This is a genomic window from Agrobacterium bohemicum (genome assembly GCF_001562555.1).
Classification (GTDB): domain Bacteria; phylum Pseudomonadota; class Alphaproteobacteria; order Rhizobiales; family Rhizobiaceae; genus Agrobacterium; species Agrobacterium bohemicum.
This window is the reverse complement of the sequence record NZ_KQ961025.1, coordinates 382388-402893: the sequence shown is the minus strand read 5'-3', so window position 1 is coordinate 402893 and position 20506 is coordinate 382388. Positions and strand designations below refer to the sequence as shown.

The window sequence follows — 20506 nt, the reverse complement described above, 5'->3', positions numbered from 1 at the left end:
TAAATTATTGATTTCAAAAAGTATTTTGGATTAACCCCGCCCAACCACCCCGCCCCGCATAAAAAAGCCAATACTGGCTCTTTCCTGTAAAGCGGCGTTTTACAGCCCATCAGCCTCCTCTCCCTTCACCAGACAATGCGGCCTTGCTAAGGTCTATCCCAATCATCGGAACGGGAGTTTGTCATGCTGGTTCTCAACGAAGAAGAAACTCGGCGCGCCTTGGCGTGGCCCGCACTTATCAATGCAATAGAGAGCATGTTTCGCGGTAGCTGCGTCATGCCTGTCAGGCACCATCATGGGGTAGAGGTACCGGGCGAGAACGACGCAACATTGTTGATGATGCCTGCCTGGGTGCCCGGGTCCTATATGGGCGTAAAAATACTTTCTGTATTCCCCGATAACGGCCTGCGTTCTTTTCCAGCGATATTTGGCACCTATTTACTGTCCTCGGGCAAGACGGGCGAAATGCTGGCTGCGATAGAGGGCGGTGAGTTGACGGCGCGGCGCACGGCAGCGACATCGGCTCTGGCTGCCAGATATCTCGCGCGTCACGATGCTTCCTCTATGTTGATGGTGGGCACCGGACGATTATCGCTCAACTTGATAGAGGCGCACGCCACCACACGGCCGCTGACATCATTTCGTATATGGGGACGCAACCCTGTTGCCGCAGAGAGAACTGCTGAGGACGCACGTAAGCTTGGATTTGATGCGAAGGCCTGCACCGATCTTGAAGGGGCAGCACGCTCGGCTGATATCATTTCATGCGCAACGCTTTCTCAAGACCCCTTGATCAAGGGCGAATGGTTGAAAGCCGGTGCCCATCTCGATCTTGTCGGCGCTTTCAAGCCTACCATGCGCGAAAGCGACGATATGGCGGTGATACGTGCCAGCCTTTTTGTCGATACGTTCGATGGCGCACTGAAGGAGGGAGGCGATATCGTTCAGCCTCTCGCTGCAGGTGTCATCGGACGCAATGATATTCGTGCTGAACTTCGTGAACTTGTGTCTGGTCACCATGCCGGGCGTGCTAATGATGACGAAATAACGCTTTTCAAATCCGTCGGCGCTGCGCTGGAAGACCTCGCAGGCGCCATTTTGGCCTATGAAAGCGTCAAGACCTGAACTCGTGAGTGGCATGACACAGATTATAGAGCAGATATTGCCTACCCTCCCGGTTACGGATGTGTTGGCGGAGATTGGCGTTGCGCTGGCAAGCCATGGGCAGGCGGTGCTTTCGGCGCCGCCCGGGGCGGGCAAGACAACACTGGTGCCGCTTTATCTGCTCGACCAATCATGGCGCGGAGACGGCAAGATTATTCTGCTGGAGCTACGAAGACTGGCGGCCCGGGCTGCGGCCAGTCGCATGGCAGCGCTCTTGGGAGAAACGGTTGGGGAAACCGTAGGCTATCGTATGCGGCTGGACACCCGTATCTCGCCCAAAACCCGGATTGAGGTCGTAACGGAAGGTGTCTTTGCGCGCATGGTTCTGGATGATCCGGAATTGGGCGGCGTGTCCGCTGTCATTTTCGATGAGTTCCACGAACGCTCGCTCGACGGCGACTTCGGTCTCGCATTGGCACTGGATGTGCAGGCCGGACTTCGTGATGATCTGAAGATCGTCGTTATGTCGGCCACTCTCGATGTGGAAAGAATAAGCAACCTATTGGGGGAAGCCCCGGTTATCAAAAGTCTGGGGCGCAGTTTTCCAATAGACATACGCTATGATGACCGGCCGAGCCGTGAGCGGATAGAAGATAGCGTCGCACGGGCAATCATCGAGGTCCACGGAAACGAAAAAGGATCAATTCTCGCTTTTCTGCCAGGTCAGGGCGAAATTACGCGGACCGTGGAGAGGCTTGACGGTCGCTTCGGCCCGGATACCCACGTTATTCCCCTTTATGGCAACCTGTCGCAGAAAGAGCAGGATGCTGCGATCAAGCCGACAGAGCCGGGAAAGCGCAAGATCGTGCTGGCAACCTCCATTGCCGAAACCTCAATCACCATCGATGGCGTGAGCGTCGTGATCGATAGCGGCTTGCAGCGCCTACCGGTTTTCGAGCCGTCGACGGGCATGACACGACTGGAAACGGTGAAGGTGTCGCGCGCTTCGGCAGATCAACGGGCGGGGCGCGCTGGGCGTACCGAACCAGGCATCGCCATCCGGCTATGGCATACGGGGCAGACGGCCGCACTTGCGGCCTTTACACCGCCGCAGATATTGGCCAGTGACTTGTCCGCGCTGGCACTCGATCTCGCGCATTGGGGTGTGACCGACCCGGCTTCGCTTGCCTTTCTGGATCAGCCACCGCAGTCCGCTCTCATCGAGGCGCGCGCGCTTTTGACCAGCCTTGGCGCGCTGGATGCGTCAATGACTATTACCCCGCGTGGCAAGAAAATGAGGGAGCTGGCCATGCCCCCTCGCCTATCCGCCATGGTCATTGCCGCGCAGGAGGCAGGACATGGAAACGATGCGGCAATGCTGGCGGTGATTTTGACCGAACAAGGACTTGGCGGCAGCGATATCGATCTGGAGGAAAGGCTTCGCCGTTTCAAATATGAAAAAGGCGAACGTGCAACCGCAGCCAAAAGTCTGGCCAAACGGATTGTCTTGTCCCTTGGCGGCAGGGTTCGAGACGCATCTGCTGATACCGTCACCGCTGGAGAACTCTTGCTGCGTGCCTATCCCGATCGCATTGCCTTCCAGCGGGGCGGGCGTGGGCGTTACGTGATGGCCAACGGTCGAGGGGCGGAGCTTGCCGAGACAGAGCGTCTTGCCACGGAAAAAATGCTGGTCGTGGCGGATGTGACCGGGCGCGCTGCGCAGCCGCGCATTCTGGCAGCGGCCTCGATAGGGCGTGAAGATGTGGAAGAACATGTGCCGGACGCGGTCCGCACGGAGGACCAACTGTTTTTCGAAAAGGCCAGCGGTCAGGTTCGTGCCCGTCGCGTCACCCGCATTGGTGCAATTGTTCTGGAAGAGACCCCGCTTGGCAAACCGAGCGGCGAGAAAGCCGCACTTGCGCTTGCCAATGGCATTCGCGAGCACGGTTTGGTCATTCTCACCTTTTCCAAAGAAGCGCAGCAGTTGCGCCAGCGTCTGGGCTTTCTTCACCGGACCATTGGTGACCCGTGGCCGGATACGTGCAACGAGGCGCTGGTTGGGCGGCTGGATGAATGGTTCGTGCCTTACCAGCATGATGCCAGGAGTATTCAGGAGATCAGGTCCGGCGGCATCATGGACGGGCTGCTATCGCTCGTTCCGCATTCGGCACAACGTGAACTGACGAAATTGCTGCCGACGCATTTCGAGGCCCCAACGGGACAAAAACACCCGATCAGCTACGATGGGGACGAGCCGACTCTGACAATCCGTGTGCAGGAACTCTTCGGCTTGAAGCAGCACCCTTCGGTCGCGGGCGGCAAATTGCCACTGCTTCTGGAATTGACCTCGCCCGCACACAGGCCGATACAGACCACGCGGGATCTTCCCGGTTTCTGGGCAGGTTCGTGGAAAGACGTACGTGCCGATATGCGCGGGCGCTACCCACGCCATCCATGGCCCGAAGATCCAGCCTCGGCACTGCCGACCAATCGCGTAAAGCCGCGCGGAACGTAAGACAGGAGATCGGCGGATGGCCGTTCAGCCAGAAGAAAACACGCGGCTCGGCCGTGCCAGTCGCCATATCCGTTTGCAGACAATTGTCTGGCTGCGCTGGCTGGCCGTGGTCGGGCAGAGCGCGACGATCCTCATCGTTGCCTTCGGCCTCAATTTTCCGCTGCCTCTTCTCACCTGTGCCGTGCTGATCGGTGCGCTCGCAGTGGCAAACCTGTTCCTATCGGCTCGCTTTCCGGCCACCTATCGCCTTGACCCGTGGGAAGCGACACTGCTTCTCGCCTTTGATCTTCTTCAACTGACGGCATTGATCTACATCACCGGTGGGCTTTCCAACCCCTTTGCACCGCTTATCTGCGTACAGGTCATTATCGCCTTTGCGTCGCAGCCCATGAAACATTCGTTGATGCTGCTGGTCTTTGCGCTTGTCTGCGTCACGACGATAGCCTTCTCACCCTTTCCGGTTCCATGGTATCCGGATGAGACGCTGCCGATCCAGCTGATCATCCATGTTGGCATCTGGTGCTCCATCGTTGCCATGATGTTGTTCGCTGCCTTTTATGCATACCGTGTGTCCCACGAGGCCAATCAGCTGGCAGATGCGCTGGCTGCGACAGAACTTGTTCTCGAGCGGGAAAAGCATCTGTCGCAACTGGACGGACTGGCGGCCGCCGCCGCACATGAACTCGGCACTCCTCTCGCGACCATCAGTGTGGTCGCTAAAGAGATGGAGCGAGAGCTGGGCAGGGACGACCGTTTTAGGGAGGACGTTGCGTTGCTACGCAGTCAAAGCGAGCGTTGTCGTGATATTCTGCGCCGGCTAACCTCGCTCTCTGCAGACGGCGAAGAGCACCTGCGCAAGCTTCCGCTTTCCTCTCTCATCGAGGAGGTCATGGCGCCGCACCGTGAGTTCGGCATCAAGCTGCGGCTGGTTGAAAAAAGCAGTCGAAGCGGCGAGCCGGTCGGCGCACGCAATGCCGGTATTATCTATGGTCTTGGCAATCTGTTGGAAAACGCGGTCGATTATGCACGCGAATCCGTAACGGTGACGGCGGAACATGACGCGCAGCAAGTGAAGGTCATGATCGAAGACGATGGCCAGGGATATGCCCCGGACATTCTGGCGCGGATCGGTGAACCCTACGTCACGAAGCGCCAGAATGAGGCACGCGCCGGTGGGTTGGGGCTTGGATTGTTCATCGCGAAAACCCTTCTCGAGCGCTCCGGTGCAACGCTCAGTTTTGAGAACCGTGGACCAGATGCCGCAGGGGCGCGGGTGACGGTTGTCTGGCCACGCGCGATCATGGACGATAAGAAGAGTAACTGACTTTACTCTCGCATTCAATGAGACCTGCCAGGTCCCTATATGTGAAGAAGACCGCTGGAGACTGCTGGGATGAGTGACGACACACAAAAAGATAAGCCAGATGCGATCGCACCGGTAGATATCGACCCGATCGGGCCGGACAAATCACTTTTGATCGTTGATGACGACGGTCCGTTTCTGCGGCGCCTCGCACGCGCCATGGAAACGCGCGGCTTTACCGTAGAGACCGCCGAATCCGTCAGCGAGGGCATCGCGAAATCAAAACTGGCACCGCCCAAATATGCCGTCGTCGATTTGCGATTGGGTGACGGCAACGGTCTTGAGGTAATCGAGGCGATCCGACAGCACCGTGACGACACGCAAATCGTGGTTTTGACGGGATATGGCAACATCGCCACTGCCGTCACAGCGGTAAAGCTCGGCGCGCTCGATTATCTTGCCAAGCCCGCCGACGCAGATGACGTGTTCAATGCGCTGACCCAGCGAGAAGGCGACAAGATGGATTTGCCGGAAAATCCCATGTCGGCGGACCGGGTACGCTGGGAGCATATTCAGCGTGTCTATGAAATGTGCGAGCGAAACGTCTCAGAAACAGCGCGCCGCCTCAATATGCACCGGCGTACATTGCAACGCATATTGGCCAAGCGGGCGCCGAAATAATATCCGGCGCCACCAAGTTACTCTAATCGGAATAGCTTTTGCCGGTTGACCACTCGGCCATCATCAGGCGGCGGGCTGCTACACGAGAAAACTCCAGCATCAGGGATTTGCGCGTCGCTGGTGGCAATTTATGTTCGGGTGCCTCGCGCACCATGAGCGCGCCGTAGCCATCCGATACGAACATTCCGCACTCTTGCGGAAAAATATCGAGCGGCACGCCGTTATGGGTCGCAAAAAACAGCCGGTCGCAATGTTGCCGATAGTCTGGCCATTTACGGTCCACCCTGAAATCCTCGATGGAGGATTTGATCTCGATAATCCATACCTCTCCCTTTGCCGAAATGCTGATGAGATCGGCCCGTCTACCACTGGACAGTGACAGTTCCGGCAAAACGGCGTGGCGCATTTCGTTCAGCAATATCTGAACGCCGCGACGCACAAGCATCGCGTTTTCTGACTGCCGCCCGTCGATTAACGGATTATTGTTGATGATAGAAAGAATAGTCATGGATGAAATCCGGGAAATCGATCCCTTTCATGTTGCAAAAAGGCCATGAGGCCGCGATTTCGTGCACCGTATTCTTTTGCTGCGGTGCAACGGCTTGCCAACCTAAGATTAATCGAAAATAACCGATCTATTCAATAGAGCTTCCTACATCGACTCATATAGCCGATATTTCCCGCGAGAACATCATGCGCATTCGCACTTCCTTGACTGCCCTCGGCCTGTCGTCCGTACTTGCTTTGGGCGGTTGCGCCTCCACGACGACCCAGACCTCACCTGCTGGCACCGCCTCGGCACCGGCCTATGTCGAAACCACGCAGATCTTCGGTGACGAAGTTTACGGTGCGACGACCGATGCAGGCTATGCCCTGCCAGCCATTCCGATCAACCGCGTGGACAAGCGTTTCCACCGCCAGATCGTGAATTTCGAAACGCCGGAAAAAGCAGGCACTGTTATCGTCAACACCCGCGAGCGTTTCCTTTATTACATCCTGCCGGGCGGCAAGGCTGTGCGCTACGGTATCGGCGTTGGCAAGCAGGGCTTTGCATGGGCTGGTGAAGCCTATGTCGCCTGGAAGCAGGAATGGCCAATGTGGCATCCGCCGAAGGAAATGGCTGTGCGCAAGCCTGAAATCTCCAAATATGTGGAAGGCGGCATGGGCCCTGGCTTGACCAACCCGCTGGGCGCACGCGCCATGTATCTCTTCAACGAGAAGGGCCAGGATACACTGTTCCGCATCCATGGTTCGCCTGAGTGGGCATCCATCGGTACGGCTGCCTCATCTGGCTGCATCCGTATGATCAATCAGGACGTCATTGATCTCTACAGCCGCGTCCGGCCAGGCCGCACATCCAAGGTTATCGTGATCCAGTAAGATCGCCGGTCATCAAGTCAAAAAAGCCGCCGAGGATTTCCCGGCGGCTTTTTTGTTGGGATCGCTTTTGTCGCCCGTCATCACGCGTCGCCGACGGGACGCCAAAGAAACCCGTTAAGCTGTCTGTTTGGCCTTCAACTCAAGACGGCGGCGATGCAGGACCGGTTCGGTATAGCCGTTGGGCTGTTCTTTACCCTTGAGCACCAGCTCTACAGCGGCCTGAAAAGCGATGGATGTATCGAAGTTTCCCGCCATTGGCACATAGGCTGGGTCACCCGCATTCTGGCCATCCACAACAGCGGCCATGCGCTGCATGGTTTCCATGATCTGTGCCTCGGAAACGACACCATGGCGCAGCCAATTGGCCATGTGCTGGGCGGAAATACGCAGTGTCGCGCGGTCCTCCATCAGGCCGATATTGTTGATATCGGGGACCTTCGAGCATCCAACGCCTTGATCGACCCAGCGAACGACATAGCCCAATATTCCCTGCGCATTGTTATCCAATTCCCGCTGGATTTCCTCTGCGCTCCAGTTTGGGCGAACCGCGACGGGTACCGACAGGATGTCGGAAAGCTTGGCACGATCACGATTTTTCAATCCGCCCTGAACCTCTGCCACATCGACGCTATGGTAGTGCGTGGCATGCAGCGTCGCAGCTGTGGGTGACGGCACCCAGGCCGTGTTCGCACCGGCTTTCGGATGGGCGATCTTCTGCTCCAGCATTGCCGCCATCAGGTCCGGCATCGCCCACATGCCCTTGCCAATCTGGGCGTGGCCGGAAAGACCGCATTCCAGACCGATATCGACATTCCAGTTCTCATAAGCTGCGATCCAAGAAGCCTGCTTCATGTCGCCCTTGCGGATCATCGGGCCCGCTTCCATCGAGGTGTGGATTTCATCACCGGTGCGATCCAGAAAGCCGGTATTGATGAAGACGACACGATCCTTGGCGGCGCGAATGCACTCCTTGAGGTTGACGGTGGTGCGGCGTTCCTCGTCCATGATGCCCATTTTGATCGTGTTGGGCTCCATGCCGATCAGCTTTTCGACGCGACCAAAAATTTCGGATGCAAATGCCACCTCTTCCGGACCATGCATTTTTGGCTTGACCACATACATGGAGCCGGCACGCGAATTCTGGCGGCGTCCGTTGGGACCGACATCATAAAGCGCAATCAGGCCTGTGACGATCGCATCCATGATGCCTTCGGGGATTTCCTTACCATCCTGATCAAGCACCGCGGGATTGGTCATGAGGTGGCCGACATTGCGCACCAGCATCAGCGAGCGACCCGGAATAGTCAGTGCAGAACCATCTGGGGCGGTGTAATTGCGGTCTGCATTGAGACGGCGAGTGAACGTTGAACCGCCCTTGGCCACTTCTTCGGTCAGATCACCGCGCATCAGGCCGAGCCAATTGCTGTAAGCCACGACCTTGTCGTCCGCATCGACCGCAGCGACGGAATCCTCACAATCCATGATCGTCGTCAGCGCTGATTCGAGAATGACATCTGAAATGCCCGCCGCATCGGTTTTGCCAATATCGGTCGAGGGATCGATGACGATTTCGACGTGAAGGCCGTTCTTCGCCAAAAGGATTGATGAAGGTGCGGCGGCCTCACCACCAAAGCCTGAAAACTGTGCAGGATCACTCAATCCGCCCCATGCGCCGCCAACTTCAATCGCCAGCACACCGTCTTCAATCTTGACGCCGGATACTTGTGACCAGCTGCCGCTTGCCAATGGCGCAGAGCGATCCAGAAAATCCCGTGCCCAGGCAATGACCTTCGCGCCCCGCTTGGGATTGTATCCCTTGCCTTTCGCGGCACCATCATCGTCGGAAATGGCATCTGTGCCGTAAAGCGCATCGTAAAGCGAACCCCAGCGGGCGTTCGCGGCATTCAGCGCGTAGCGCGCATTCATCACCGGCACGACGAGCTGTGGACCGGCGAGCAGGGCAATTTCAGGATCGACATTTTGCGTATCGACCTTGAAGGCACCACCTTCCGGCAGGAGATAGCCGATGTCTCTCAGGAACGCCTCGTATTGATCAAGATCTATCGGCGCGCCGTTTTCACGATACCAGGCGTCGATTTTTTCCTGAAAGGCATCACGCTTGGCCAGCAAGTCCCGATTCTTTGGCGACAGCTCGCGCACAATCTTTGAAAAACCCGCGAAGAAGGCGTCTGCGTCCAGTCCTGTTTCCGGCAGGACATCGTCCTTCAAAAAGCGATAAAGCGTTTCGTCAAATAAAAGACCGTGCTGTTCGATGCGGCTCACCATATATCTCCCTTGTCATTATTGGGTCGGAGAGTGGACGCTGAAAGGCCGCCTCGTCAATCACGGGCCAGCGTCTAACGGTTTTCTTTTCAGAAATACTTCATCCGACCTTGCTAGAAAATTACAAAAGATTCTGAAGTTCCGGCAGCTTGTCGTTGACCAGCCAGCCATAATAATTTTCCTCGGGCCACAATGGCGCTTCCCCGCTTGCGGCACGCTGACGGTTCTTCTGGGCAAGCGCAGCGGCTCGCTGCTGCGATCCACCCAGATTATAGAGCGTGGATGTCAGGCCCGGATTTTTGGAAATGTCCATATCGGCAATCGACTTATAGTCATCGATGGATTTGCGAATGGCGGCCGCCATGTAAGCCAGCGACCGATCCGGGTCCATGATCGACGTATAGACCGCGGCGGCATCATTCTCATCCAGATTTTCAAAGCCGGAAACGCGCGCAACCCTGTCAGACAGCATCAGTGCCGTCAAAGGATTAATCTGGCCAAGCCCAAAGGTCTGGCCCGCATAAAAGGGCTGGAAGAAAACCGAACTGAAGCGATTGTCCGGATAGCTGACACCATCAACCTTTTTGCCCCGGAAGCTATCGTCCCAGACGTCTTCCCGGCAGGTCCATAAGCTGGCCGAATCGCGCTTCGTCTCGCATTTGGAAAACTGCGTATGCGACAGAAACTGGGCGATAGTTTCGTCCTTGTAACCGAAACGGAAGCTGTTGCCAGCGTATGAAGCAGCCTTGACGTAATAGGATTGAAGCCGGTCATAGGCGTCGACATTATAGGTGTGCTCGCCCACGATAGCGCCGATCATATGAATCGGGTCGATCCCATAGCGGCCCGCCGTCGATTTGATCTTTGAGATCAACTGCTTATCGCTTGAAAGGAGATCGATGACCTTCTGATATTTGCGATCAAATGTGGAGTTAGAGCTTTTCGTGCGGCGCGCTGAAGCGCCTGGTATGCCCGGTTGCTCCGCATTGCGGTTACCGGGGGGCACCGTCGCCGCCTGCGCGAACGACGGATAAACCACGCCGAAGACAAAAATCGCGGCCAATGCCAGAAGGGTTTTACGCACGGGAAATGCCTTTTCTTCGACCGGCTTTAAGACCGGACCATACTTTCAAAAGCTATTAACGTTTTCATTAGCGAAAAACGTGGTCAAATGTCGAGAGAAGGCAAATAAAATAAGAGTGCGGCAAAGATGGCCGCACTCTGACGCAGCTTAAAGAATGTAGCGAGAGAGGTCGGTGTCGGCAGCAATGTCTCCTACGTGTTTTTTCACATAGTCCTGATCGATCTTCACAGCAGAGCCGCCACGATCCGGCGCATTGAACGAAATTTCGTCCAACACCCGCTCCATCACCGTTTGAAGACGACGTGCGCCGATATTTTCAACGGACGAATTCAGATGGACCGCAACATCAGCCAAAGCGTCTATGGCGTCATCTGTAAATTCAAGATTCAAATCTTCCGTTGCCATCAGCGCTATATACTGGCGGATGAGGCTTGCCTCGGTTTCCGTCAGAATACGGCGGAAATCCTCCTTGGTCAGAGGCTTCAGCTCGACGCGGATCGGCAGACGGCCCTGAAGTTCGGGCAGAAGGTCCGATGGTTTAGATACATGGAAAGCACCGGATGCGATGAACAGAATATGATCGGTTTTCACAGGCCCATATTTCGTGGACACGGTCGTGCCTTCCACCAGCGGCAAAAGATCACGCTGCACGCCTTCGCGGGACACACCCGCACCCATGCCGCCATCACGCGCCGCGATCTTATCGATCTCGTCCAGAAAGACGATGCCGTCATTTTCAGTGGACTTCACCGCTTCGCGCTGGATCAGCTCGTTGTCCAGCATCTTGTCGGATTCATCGCGGATCAGATCGGCATAGGACTTCTCAACCGTCGTGCGCACCTTCTTCGTACGGCCACCCATGGCCTTGCCAAACATGTCCGAGAGATTGAGGACGCCTATATTGGCACCGGGTGGCATACCGGGAATATCAAAGCCAGGCATAGCGGAACTCGTGTCGGCAACCTCGATATCGATTTCCTTTTTGTCCATCTCTCCATCGCGAAGCTTTTTGCGAAAGCTTTCACGCGTCCCTGGTGATGCTGTGGAGCCAACAAGCGCGTCCAACACCCGTTCTTCGGCGCTGGCGTGGGCTTTCGCCTGGACCTCGGCGCGCTTCTTTTCGCGCACCAGCCCAATGCCGATTTCCACCAGATCACGGATGATCTGCTCGACATCGCGACCGACATACCCGACTTCGGTAAACTTTGTGGCTTCGACTTTGATAAAGGGTGCACCAGCAAGTTTCGCGAGACGACGGGAAATTTCGGTCTTGCCGACGCCGGTCGGCCCAATCATCAGGATGTTCTTCGGCATGACCTCGTCACGCAGGCTTTCATCGAGTTGCTGGCGGCGCCACCGGTTGCGAAGAGCAATCGCCACGGCGCGCTTGGCGTCATGTTGACCGATGATATAACGGTCGAGTTCCGAGACAATCTCGCGAGGAGAAAAAGTCGTCATCTTGTTCCTTTCGGCGTCCTGTTGCGGCCAGCCATCAGGCCCGGCCCAGAGAACCCATGGGTTTTGGAAGGCGCAGCTTACTCTGCGTCGAGCGTTTCAATCACGAGATTATGGTTGGTGTAGACACAGATATCGGCGGCGATATCGAGCGACTGACGCGCGATCTCTTCCGCCGACTTTTCCGAATCCATCAGCGCACGGGCAGCGGCGAACGCATAGTTTCCGCCCGAACCAATGGCGATCGCACCATGTTCCGGCTCCAGAACGTCGCCATTACCCGTAATCGCCAGCGTAATCGATTTGTCGGCCACCAGCATCATGGCTTCGAGATTGCGGAGATACTTGTCCGTGCGCCAGTCCTTGGCCAACTCGACGGCTGCGCGCATCAATTGGCCGGGATATTGCTCCAGTTTCTTTTCAAGACGGTCGAGCAACGTAAAGGCATCGGCCGTGGCACCGGCAAAGCCTGCAATCACATCACCGGCCTTGCCGATGCGGCGCACTTTGCGAGCATTGCCTTTCATCACCGTCTGGCCGAGACTGACCTGACCGTCACCGGCCATCACCACCTTGCCGGCCTTTCTCACAGTAATAATTGTTGTCATCAAACACCTGTTTGCCCTTGAGAGGGCGTTGCAACGGGATGCGTCTTCGATCCCTGTTCGAAGTCTATGTAAGTCCGGTTTTTGCGATTGCAAATGAGCCGGACGGTGCGGACCGGGGTGCAATGCGGCAAGACAATGTAATGGCTGGATATTTGCCAGTCTTGCTGATAAGGAACCCCGATATTGATACGGAGCAGCCAAATGGCAGAGCGTAGAGCCGAGATTTCCCGCAAGACGAACGAAACAAACGTTTCCGTGCGCATCGATATCGACGGGACAGGCAAATCGAAGATTTCCACCGGTGTGGGGTTCTTCGATCATATGCTCGACCAGCTCAGCCGCCATTCGCTTATCGACATGGACATCGATGTGACGGGCGACCTGCATATCGATGATCACCACACAGTCGAAGACACCGGTATTGCCATCGGCCAGGCCATTGCCAAGGCACTCGGGGACCGTCGCGGCATCGCCAGATATGCGTCGCTTGATCTTGCCATGGACGAAACCATGACCAAGGCCGCCGTCGATATTTCCGGTCGTCCGTTTCTTGTCTGGAATGTCGCATTCTCTGCGCCAAAGATCGGCACCTTCGATACCGAACTCGTGCGTGAATTCTTTCAGGCGCTGGCACAGAATGCCGGTATAACCCTTCACATCCTGAATCATTATGGTGCCAACAACCACCATATAGCCGAAACTTGCTTCAAGGCGGTTGCCCGCGTGTTGCGCGTTGCCACCGAGATCGATCCCCGTCAGGCAGACCGCGTTCCCTCGACAAAGGGCATGCTGGCCTGAGATAGATGAAATCGTCAGAGCGGCACGAAGCCATTGCGCTTTTATCCATCGCTGAGACCATTGTCAGGAAAGCCGATGACATCTTATCTGGTTCTTGAAGCACCCGGCGGTCCAGACCGCGATCACCGCTCCACGCGGTTCATCGCTGATCGCTTCTCATGGCTTGCCCTGCTATTTCCCTGGGTGTGGTTCGCCATCCAGCGCCTGTGGTTGGTCGCCATCGGAATTGTTGTTTTGCAAGTGTCGGCAGGTCAGGTTTCAGGACTGGAAGGCTTCGGCACTACAGGCGCACTCTTCGCGCTCGCCGCAGGTTTGATCGCTGGGTTCGAAGGACGAAATATTCTTGTTCGACATCTCCTTTGCAACGGCTGGACGTTAAAAGATGTCGTTCACGCACGTGACCTTGCCGCTGCCGAGGAGATTTACTTTTCAAACCTGCCAGAAGATGACATCTCGCAAATCTCCAAAATCCCGCAGCCGGAATGGAAACAGGACCGCACAAACGGCAACGGGTTCATGAACGATCCAGCCGGGTCGTTTCAATTCGATTTGAATGGAAGGCGCTGATATGCGTGTGGCAATTATCGATTACGGCTCCGGCAATCTGCGCTCGGCGACGAAAGCCTTTGAGCGCGCTGCCCGCGAAGCCGGTATCGATGCGACCATCGATCTAACTGACAGTCCGGAGGCCGTTGCATCCGCTGATTGCATCGTTCTGCCTGGCGTAGGGGCCTATGCCGATTGCCGCGCGGGTCTTTATGCCGTGAGCGGTATGAATGAGGCTTTGATCGAAGCCGTCGAAACCAAGGCCCGCCCTTTCATTGGCATTTGCGTTGGTATGCAGCTTATGTCCTCACGCGGGTTGGAAAAGACCACGAGCGAAGGCCTCGGCTGGATCGAGGGCGATGTCGTGGAAATGACGCCCTCCGATCCTAACTTGAAAATCCCGCAGATCGGCTGGAACACGCTCGACTTGCACCGCCCTCACCCACTGTTTGACGGCATCAAGACCGGTGCGGATGGCCTGCACGCCTATTTCGTGCACTCCTATCACCTTGCCGCCAAACATGCCGAGGATGTCATTGCCACCACCAATTACGGTGGCGCGATGACGGCCTTCGTGGGTCGCGACAACAAGGTCGGGGCGCAATTCCACCCGGAAAAAAGCCAGACACTTGGCCTTGCCCTCATTTCGAATTTCCTGCGCTGGAAGCCCTGACATGATCCTATTTCCTGCAATCGACCTTAAAGACGGCCAGTGCGTTCGCCTCAAGCTTGGTGACATGGAGCAGGCCACCGTCTACAACGAGGACCCCGGCGCGCAGGCAAAGGCCTTCGAAGACCAGGGCTTCGAGTGGCTACATGTGGTGGATCTGAACGGCGCGTTCGCCGGGCAGAGCGTCAATGGCGATGCCGTCGATGCTATTCTCAAATCCACCAAGAACCCAGTGCAACTGGGTGGCGGTATCAGAACGCTGGCGCATATCGAAGCGTGGCTTTCCCGCGGACTTGCCCGCGTCATTCTCGGCACCGTTGCCGTGCGCGATCCGGTTCTGGTCATCGAAGCCTGCAAGCGTTTCCCCGGACAGGTCGCTGTCGGTATCGATGCCAAGGGTGGCAAGGTTGCAGTAGAAGGCTGGGCGGAAGCCTCTGAACTCGGTGTCATCGAACTCGCCAAACGTTTCGAGGGTGCGGGCGTTGCCGCCATCATCTACACCGATATTGACCGCGATGGCATTCTGGCCGGTATCAACTGGGCCTCCACGCTGGAACTAGCCAATGCCGTTTCCATTCCCGTGATCGCCTCTGGTGGCTTGGCCTCCATCGAAGACATCAAGCGTATGCTGGAGCCGGATGCCGCCAAGCTGGAGGGCGCCATCTCAGGGCGCGCGCTCTATGATGGCCGCATCGACCCGGCAAATGCGCTGGCGTTGATCAAGGAGGCACGCGCATGACGCTGAAAGCCCGCATTATTCCCTGCCTCGACGTCAAAGACGGTCGCGTCGTCAAGGGCGTCAACTTTGTTGATCTCATCGATGCCGGTGATCCGGTGGAGGCCGCGAAAGCCTATGATGCTGCCGGTGCCGATGAGCTTTGCTTTCTCGATATCACCGCCTCCTCCGACAATCGCGATACGATTTTCGACGTCGTGTCCCGCACAGCGGACCATTGCTTCATGCCGGTGACGGTCGGCGGTGGGGTTCGTGCCGTTTCAGATATTCGCAAGCTTTTGCTGTGCGGTGCCGATAAGGTCTCGATCAATTCCGCTGCCGTGAAAGACCCTGATTTCGTGGCGCAGGCGGCAGACAAATTCGGTAATCAGTGCATTGTCGTTTCCATCGATGCCAAGAAGGTTTCCGTGACAGGCGAAACCGATCGCTGGGAAATCTTCACCCATGGCGGCCGCCAGCCGACCGGTATCGACGCTGTGGAATTCGCCATCAAGATGGTGGAGCGCGGTGCTGGCGAATTGCTGATCACCTCCATGGACCGCGATGGTACCAAAAGCGGTTATGACATCGCGCTGACCCGCACGATTGCCGATCAGGTCCGTGTGCCTGTCGTCGCATCCGGCGGTGTCGGCACATTGGACGACCTCGTTGCCGGCGTGAGAGATGGCCACGCGACGGCAGTTCTGGCCGCATCCATCTTCCATTTCGGCACCTATTCCATCGGTGAAGCCAAGGCCTATATGACCGAGCACGGCATCGCCATGCGCCTCGATTAAGCCAAGGTAGCGAGAGATGACCAGCTTTTCCCTTTCCGATCTGGAGCGCATCGTCGCTGAACGTGCCAGCGCCTCGTCCGAGCAATCCTGGACGGCCAAGCTTGTGGCGGCGGGCCAGCCCCGCGCGGCCAAGAAGCTGGGCGAAGAGGCGGTGGAAGCCGTCATCGCCGCCATATCCAATGATCGCAAGAACCTGACGGATGAGGCAGCCGATCTGCTTTACCACCTACTGGTGGTTCTGAAGATCGCGGATATTCCACTCTCCGACGTGCTCGCAGAACTGGAGCGCCGCACTCGCCAATCCGGCCTGCAGGAAAAGGAATCGAGGCCTGCTAAATGACGACCGTGGCACGCATGGGAGGACAAAGCATGCCAAACACGCTCGATCATTTCCGCCCCGACGAATATTCACCCTATTATTTCTTCAGTTCGGAAGAGTGGTCGAAATTCCGCGCCGATACGCCGATGACGCTTTCGGCTGACGAGTTGAAACGATTGCGTTCGCTGAACGACCCCATCGATTTGGACGAGGTCAAGCGCATCTACCTGTCGCTGTCGCGCCTTCTCTCTACCCATGTCGAGGCGTCGCAGGTCCTGTTCGAACAGCGCAACCAGTTCCTCAACATGGCAGGTGTTAACAAGACCCCCTTCGTCATTGGCATTGCCGGATCGGTCGCTGTTGGTAAATCAACGACTGCCCGTATTCTGAAAGAACTTCTGGCGCGCTGGCCATCCAGCCCCAAGGTCGATCTCATCACCACAGATGGTTTCCTCTACCCCAACGAGGTCTTGCGGAGGGAAAGTCTGATGGAGCGAAAGGGCTTTCCCGAAAGCTATGACATCGGCTCTTTGTTGAGGTTTCTTTCAGCTATCAAGGCCGGGCAACCGGATGTGATGGCGCCCCGCTATTCGCACCTGACTTATGACGTGGTTCCCAACGAATTTACCACCATCGACCGGCCAGACATTCTGATTTTCGAGGGCATCAACGTCCTGCAATCGCGCGATTTGCCAGCGGGTGGACGGATCGTGCCGATGGTATCGGATTTCTTCGATTTTTCCATTTACATCGACGCCGACGAACCGCTGATCCATAACTGGTACGTCAACCGTTTCATGAACCTGCGGCAAACAGCCTTCCGCGATCCATCGTCTTACTTCAATCGCTACGCCTCTATATCGGAAGAAGCAGCCCGGGCGATTGCCGAGGGGCTCTGGGAAAACATCAATCTCAAGAATCTGCGGCAAAATATCTTGCCATCACGCCCGCGTGCCGACCTGATCTTGCGCAAGGGACAAAACCACCTGATCGACACGGTGGCGCTTCGCAAGCTTTGAGGGCTATTCCTTATCGGGCCTGCTGCGCATCTTTTTGACGTCAGAACGGCCGGATTTGGCTTTGAGACGCCGCTCGACCGAACCCTTGGTGGGTTTCGTCGCCCGGCGCACTGGCGGCGGCGGTTCCGCGGCCTTGAGGACGAGTTCTTTCAGCCGCTCTCGCGCGTCTTCGCGGTTACGCTCTTGCGTACGAAAGCGATTGGCCTCGATCATCAAAACGCCGTCTTTCGACACCCGCCTGCCACCAAGCTGAAGCAGGTTCGTTTTGACGCGATCTGGCAGAGACGGGGAATTGGCGACATCGAAGAACAGTTGAACGGCGGTCGACACCTTGTTGACGTTCTGCCCGCCGGGACCACCTGCCAGCACGAATTGTTCCGTCAGTTCCCATCCGGCGATCGTGATTCGGTTGCTGATAAATAGCGGGGCGCTGGCCATGTTCGTTCTCCGGCAGCGGTGATGCCACAGATCGGTGCGGATGAAAACCACATGCAGAAACGAAAAACCCGGCGCAAGGCCGGGCTTCACGTGAATCCATTTTCAGTTCTTATTCGGCAGCGACCAACAGACCGGGAGCAGCATCACGGACCTTGCCGTCGACATGGTCTTCGAACTTGGTGAAGTTCGTGACGAACATGGAAACCAGCTTCTTAGCCTGGGCGTCATAAGCTGCACCATCAGCCCAGGTCGAACGCGGGTCGAGAATGCCACTGTCGATACCATCAAGCGCGGTCGGGACCGCAAAGCCGAAATTCACATCCGTGCGGAACTGTGCGTTTTTCAGCTCCCCTGTGAGCGCTGCACTCAGAAGCGCGCGGGTTGCCTTGATAGGCATGCGCTTGCCAATACCGTAGGCACCACCGGTCCAGCCGGTGTTGACCAGCCAGCAATCGACGCCGTGCTTGCCGATGAGGTCACGCAGCAGATTACCGTATTCGGCGGGATGGCGCGGCATAAAGGGTGCACCAAAGCAGGTCGAGAATGTCGCTTCCGGCTCAGTCACGCCCTTTTCCGTGCCAGCAACCTTTGCCGTGTAGCCGGAGAGGAAGTGGTACATGGCCTGTTCCGGCGTCAACCGGGCAATCGGCGGCAGCACGCCGAAGGCATCGGCGGTCAGCATGATGATCGTCTTGGGATGACCGGCGAGGCCAGTATCGGATGCATTCGGAATAAAGTGCAGCGGATAGGCGCTACGGGTGTTTTCCGTCAACGACGTGTCGTTGAAATCCGGAACGCGGTTTTCATCGAGAACGACGTTTTCCAGCACTGTGCCGAAGCGACGAGTGGCGGCATAAATCTCAGGCTCCGCTTCTGCCGAAAGCTTGATGGCCTTGGCATAGCAGCCACCTTCGAAGTTGAAGATACCGTCTTCGCCCCAGCCATGCTCGTCATCGCCGATGAGTGTCCGCGATGGATCGGCAGACAGCGTCGTCTTTCCGGTTCCGGACAAGCCGAAGAACACAGCAGCGTCACCATCAGGACCGACATTGGCCGAGCAATGCATGGGCATGACACCCTTGGCAGGCAGCAGGTAGTTGAGAACGGTGAAGACAGACTTCTTGTTTTCACCGGCATAGGAAGTGCCGCCGATCAGAACTAGGCCCTTGGTCAGGTCGCACGCGATAACTGTCTCAGTGCGAACGCCGTGGCGGGCAGGGTCGGCTTTAAAGCTCGGTAGATTAATGATCGTGAGCTTTTGTTTGAAGGATGCAAGCTTTTCGCGGGATGGACGAATCAACAGGTTGCGAATGAACAGGCCGTGCCATGCAAGTTCAGTCACGACACGGGTTGGAAGCGCATTGCCCTCATCCGCACCACCGATAAGATCCTGCACATAGAGCGTCTTGCCAGCGGCGTGGGCAAGCATATCCTTATGAAGAATGTCGAAGTGCTCAGGCGAAAGCGGCTTGTTGTTGTCCCACCAGACTTTATCTTCTGTCGAAGCATCGCGAACAACGAACTTGTCCTTTGGAGAACGACCCGTGTGCTGGCCGGTGACCGCACGCAATGCTCCGTCAGCAGTCACGTCTGCCTCACCGTTGCGGATCGCGTGTTCGTACAATTCGCTCTCTATGAGATTGTAGTGAACCGCGGAAACGCCAGTCAGACCGAGTGCCGACAGTCCATTTTCAGGATTATGTACTCCAAGTTCCTCCACGGGCGCGTTCCTTTTCGTTAAACAAAGCCGTTGAAATTTTCACGGAAATTAATCCCGGTTAAAACAAAAGACAAGTCCGACTTTAAAAATAATCAATAATTTCAATATATTAATCGATTTAAAAGATTTTATTCCATTTTAAATCGGTTTAGTTCCCTGTTGAATCCGGCAATGTCTGCCTCTGCAGAATTTACTGCTGCCGGACAGCCAAGAAAGCCACTCTTTTCCTTTGCCACAATTTGTTCCACCTTTATACTCATGAGAAAGGCTCACGGCGCAACCTTTGGCTGGGGTGCATGTCGGGAGTATTGATGAATGACGCTGGAGACCAATATTATGCAGACAATTGCGCTTGTGGATGATGACCGGAATATTTTGACGTCGGTCTCGATCGCGCTTGAAGCAGAAGGTTACAAGGTCGAAACATATACTGATGGTGCGTCTGCCCTCGACGGGTTGGTTGCACGTCCACCTCAACTGGCGATTTTTGATATCAAGATGCCGCGTATGGATGGAATGGAGCTGCTGCGCCGCCTGCGCCAGAAGTCCGACCTGCCGGTGATCTTCCTCACCTCGAAGGACGAGGAAATCGATGAGCTGTTCGGCCTTAAAATGGGCGCGGACGACTTCATCACTAAACCCTTCTCGCAGCGTCTTCTGGTCGAGCGCGTCAAGGCGATCCTTCGTCGCGCCAGCAGCCGTGACGCCGCCGTGCCGGGTGCAAGCCCGCTGAAGCCAACAGCAGACCAACAGGCCCGTACCCTGGAGCGCGGCCAACTGGCCATGGACCAGGAACGCCACACCTGTACCTGGAAGGGCGAGCCCGTCACCTTGACCGTGACCGAATTCCTCATCCTGCATTCGTTGGCCCAGCGCCCCGGTGTGGTCAAAAGCCGTGATGCACTGATGGACGCGGCCTATGACGAGCAGGTCTATGTTGATGACCGGACCATCGACAGCCATATTAAGCGCCTGCGCAAGAAGTTCAAACTGGTCGATAACGACTTCGACATGATTGAAACACTGTACGGTGTGGGATATCGCTTTCGCGAAGCAGCCTGAGATACGGCA

Annotated in this window: 20 protein-coding genes; 13 read left to right on the top strand and 7 right to left on the bottom strand. The window is 56.5% G+C overall.

The window, feature by feature from the left end; genetic code table 11:
- Positions 1-183 precede the first annotated feature (183 nt).
- The 4 genes from lhpI to ATO67_RS07475 all read left to right on the top strand — a co-directional run bounded on the left by lhpI (position 184) and on the right by ATO67_RS07475 (position 5603).
- The gene (lhpI, locus tag ATO67_RS07490) at positions 184-1125 is read left to right on the top strand and encodes a bifunctional Delta(1)-pyrroline-2-carboxylate/Delta(1)-piperideine-2-carboxylate reductase (protein WP_067646188.1); all 942 of its coding nucleotides are present in this window, start codon (positions 184-186) and stop codon (positions 1123-1125) included.
- A gap of 13 nt (positions 1126-1138) precedes the next feature.
- Positions 1139-3619 carry an ATP-dependent helicase HrpB gene (gene hrpB / locus ATO67_RS07485; protein WP_067646307.1) on the top strand — a complete coding sequence of 827 codons (2481 nt, stop codon included), beginning with the start codon at positions 1139-1141 and terminating at the stop codon, positions 3617-3619.
- 16 nt (positions 3620-3635) lie between these two features.
- A complete protein-coding gene (locus tag ATO67_RS07480; protein WP_067646186.1) occupies positions 3636-4943 on the top strand; it encodes an ActS/PrrB/RegB family redox-sensitive histidine kinase in 1308 nt (435 codons plus the stop codon).
- A gap of 69 nt (positions 4944-5012) precedes the next feature.
- The gene (locus ATO67_RS07475; RefSeq protein ID WP_067646184.1) at positions 5013-5603 is read left to right on the top strand and encodes an ActR/PrrA/RegA family redox response regulator transcription factor; all 591 of its coding nucleotides are present in this window, start codon (positions 5013-5015) and stop codon (positions 5601-5603) included.
- 22 nt (positions 5604-5625) lie between these two features.
- Here the strand turns inward: ATO67_RS07475 and ATO67_RS07470 are convergent, their stop codons facing one another.
- Positions 5626-6111, bottom strand: a complete 486-nt coding sequence (locus ATO67_RS07470) for an MmcB family DNA repair protein (RefSeq protein WP_067646182.1) — start codon at positions 6109-6111, stop codon at positions 5626-5628.
- Between the two features lie 185 nt (positions 6112-6296).
- Here ATO67_RS07470 and ATO67_RS07465 point away from each other — a divergent pair, with 185 nt between their 5' ends.
- A complete protein-coding gene (locus tag ATO67_RS07465) occupies positions 6297-6983 on the top strand; it encodes a L,D-transpeptidase (RefSeq protein WP_067646180.1) in 687 nt (228 codons plus the stop codon).
- Between the two features lie 114 nt (positions 6984-7097).
- On the opposite strand, the gene ATO67_RS07460 is transcribed toward ATO67_RS07465, so the two are convergent.
- The 4 genes from ATO67_RS07460 to hslV form a co-directional block, all read right to left on the bottom strand.
- Entirely contained in the window at positions 7098-9269 is a 2172-nt protein-coding gene (locus ATO67_RS07460; RefSeq protein WP_106404915.1) for a malate synthase G, read from the bottom strand.
- A 118-nt stretch (positions 9270-9387) separates the two neighbouring features.
- Positions 9388-10350: a DUF1402 family protein gene (locus ATO67_RS07455; RefSeq protein ID WP_067646178.1), complete on the bottom strand. Its 963-nt coding sequence runs from the start codon at positions 10348-10350 to the stop codon at positions 9388-9390.
- Between the two features lie 147 nt (positions 10351-10497).
- Positions 10498-11808 (bottom strand): ATP-dependent protease ATPase subunit HslU, encoded by a 1311-nt coding sequence (hslU, locus tag ATO67_RS07450; protein WP_067646176.1) that lies wholly within the window; start codon positions 11806-11808, stop codon positions 10498-10500.
- 77 nt (positions 11809-11885) lie between these two features.
- Complete coding sequence (hslV, locus tag ATO67_RS07445; protein WP_067646174.1) at positions 11886-12413, bottom strand: ATP-dependent protease subunit HslV; 528 nt, start codon at positions 12411-12413, stop codon at positions 11886-11888.
- Positions 12414-12614: 201 nt separating this feature from the next.
- On the opposite strand from hslV, the gene hisB reads away from it, so the two are divergent.
- The 7 genes from hisB to coaA all read left to right on the top strand — a co-directional run bounded on the left by hisB (position 12615) and on the right by coaA (position 17277).
- Positions 12615-13211, top strand: a complete 597-nt coding sequence (gene hisB, locus ATO67_RS07440; RefSeq protein WP_067646172.1) for an imidazoleglycerol-phosphate dehydratase HisB — start codon at positions 12615-12617, stop codon at positions 13209-13211.
- A 75-nt stretch (positions 13212-13286) separates the two neighbouring features.
- The gene (locus tag ATO67_RS07435; protein ID WP_067646170.1) at positions 13287-13778 is read left to right on the top strand and encodes a DUF2628 domain-containing protein; all 492 of its coding nucleotides are present in this window, start codon (positions 13287-13289) and stop codon (positions 13776-13778) included.
- Position 13779: 1 nt separating this feature from the next.
- Positions 13780-14430, top strand: coding sequence for an imidazole glycerol phosphate synthase subunit HisH (hisH, locus tag ATO67_RS07430; protein WP_067646168.1), 651 nt, complete (start codon positions 13780-13782; stop codon positions 14428-14430).
- Position 14431: 1 nt separating this feature from the next.
- Positions 14432-15166 carry a 1-(5-phosphoribosyl)-5-[(5-phosphoribosylamino)methylideneamino]imidazole-4-carboxamide isomerase gene (gene hisA / locus ATO67_RS07425; protein WP_067646166.1) on the top strand — a complete coding sequence of 245 codons (735 nt, stop codon included), beginning with the start codon at positions 14432-14434 and terminating at the stop codon, positions 15164-15166.
- Positions 15163-15939, top strand: a complete 777-nt coding sequence (gene hisF / locus ATO67_RS07420; protein ID WP_067646164.1) for an imidazole glycerol phosphate synthase subunit HisF — start codon at positions 15163-15165, stop codon at positions 15937-15939. The genes hisA and hisF overlap by 4 nt, the downstream gene beginning before the upstream one ends.
- A gap of 16 nt (positions 15940-15955) precedes the next feature.
- Positions 15956-16279, top strand: a complete 324-nt coding sequence (locus ATO67_RS07415; protein ID WP_067646162.1) for a phosphoribosyl-ATP diphosphatase — start codon at positions 15956-15958, stop codon at positions 16277-16279.
- A 29-nt stretch (positions 16280-16308) separates the two neighbouring features.
- Positions 16309-17277 (top strand): type I pantothenate kinase, encoded by a 969-nt coding sequence (coaA, locus tag ATO67_RS07410; RefSeq protein ID WP_106404924.1) that lies wholly within the window; start codon positions 16309-16311, stop codon positions 17275-17277.
- 3 nt (positions 17278-17280) lie between these two features.
- Here the strand turns inward: coaA and arfB are convergent, their stop codons facing one another.
- Both arfB and ATO67_RS07400 read right to left on the bottom strand, forming a co-directional pair.
- Entirely contained in the window at positions 17281-17715 is a 435-nt protein-coding gene (gene arfB, locus ATO67_RS07405) for an alternative ribosome rescue aminoacyl-tRNA hydrolase ArfB (protein ID WP_067646301.1), read from the bottom strand.
- A gap of 109 nt (positions 17716-17824) precedes the next feature.
- Positions 17825-19435, bottom strand: coding sequence for a phosphoenolpyruvate carboxykinase (locus ATO67_RS07400; protein ID WP_067646158.1), 1611 nt, complete (start codon positions 19433-19435; stop codon positions 17825-17827).
- Positions 19436-19771: 336 nt separating this feature from the next.
- Here ATO67_RS07400 and chvI point away from each other — a divergent pair, with 336 nt between their 5' ends.
- Positions 19772-20497 carry a two-component system response regulator ChvI gene (gene chvI / locus ATO67_RS07395; protein ID WP_103587306.1) on the top strand — a complete coding sequence of 242 codons (726 nt, stop codon included), beginning with the start codon at positions 19772-19774 and terminating at the stop codon, positions 20495-20497.
- Positions 20498-20506 lie beyond the last annotated feature (9 nt).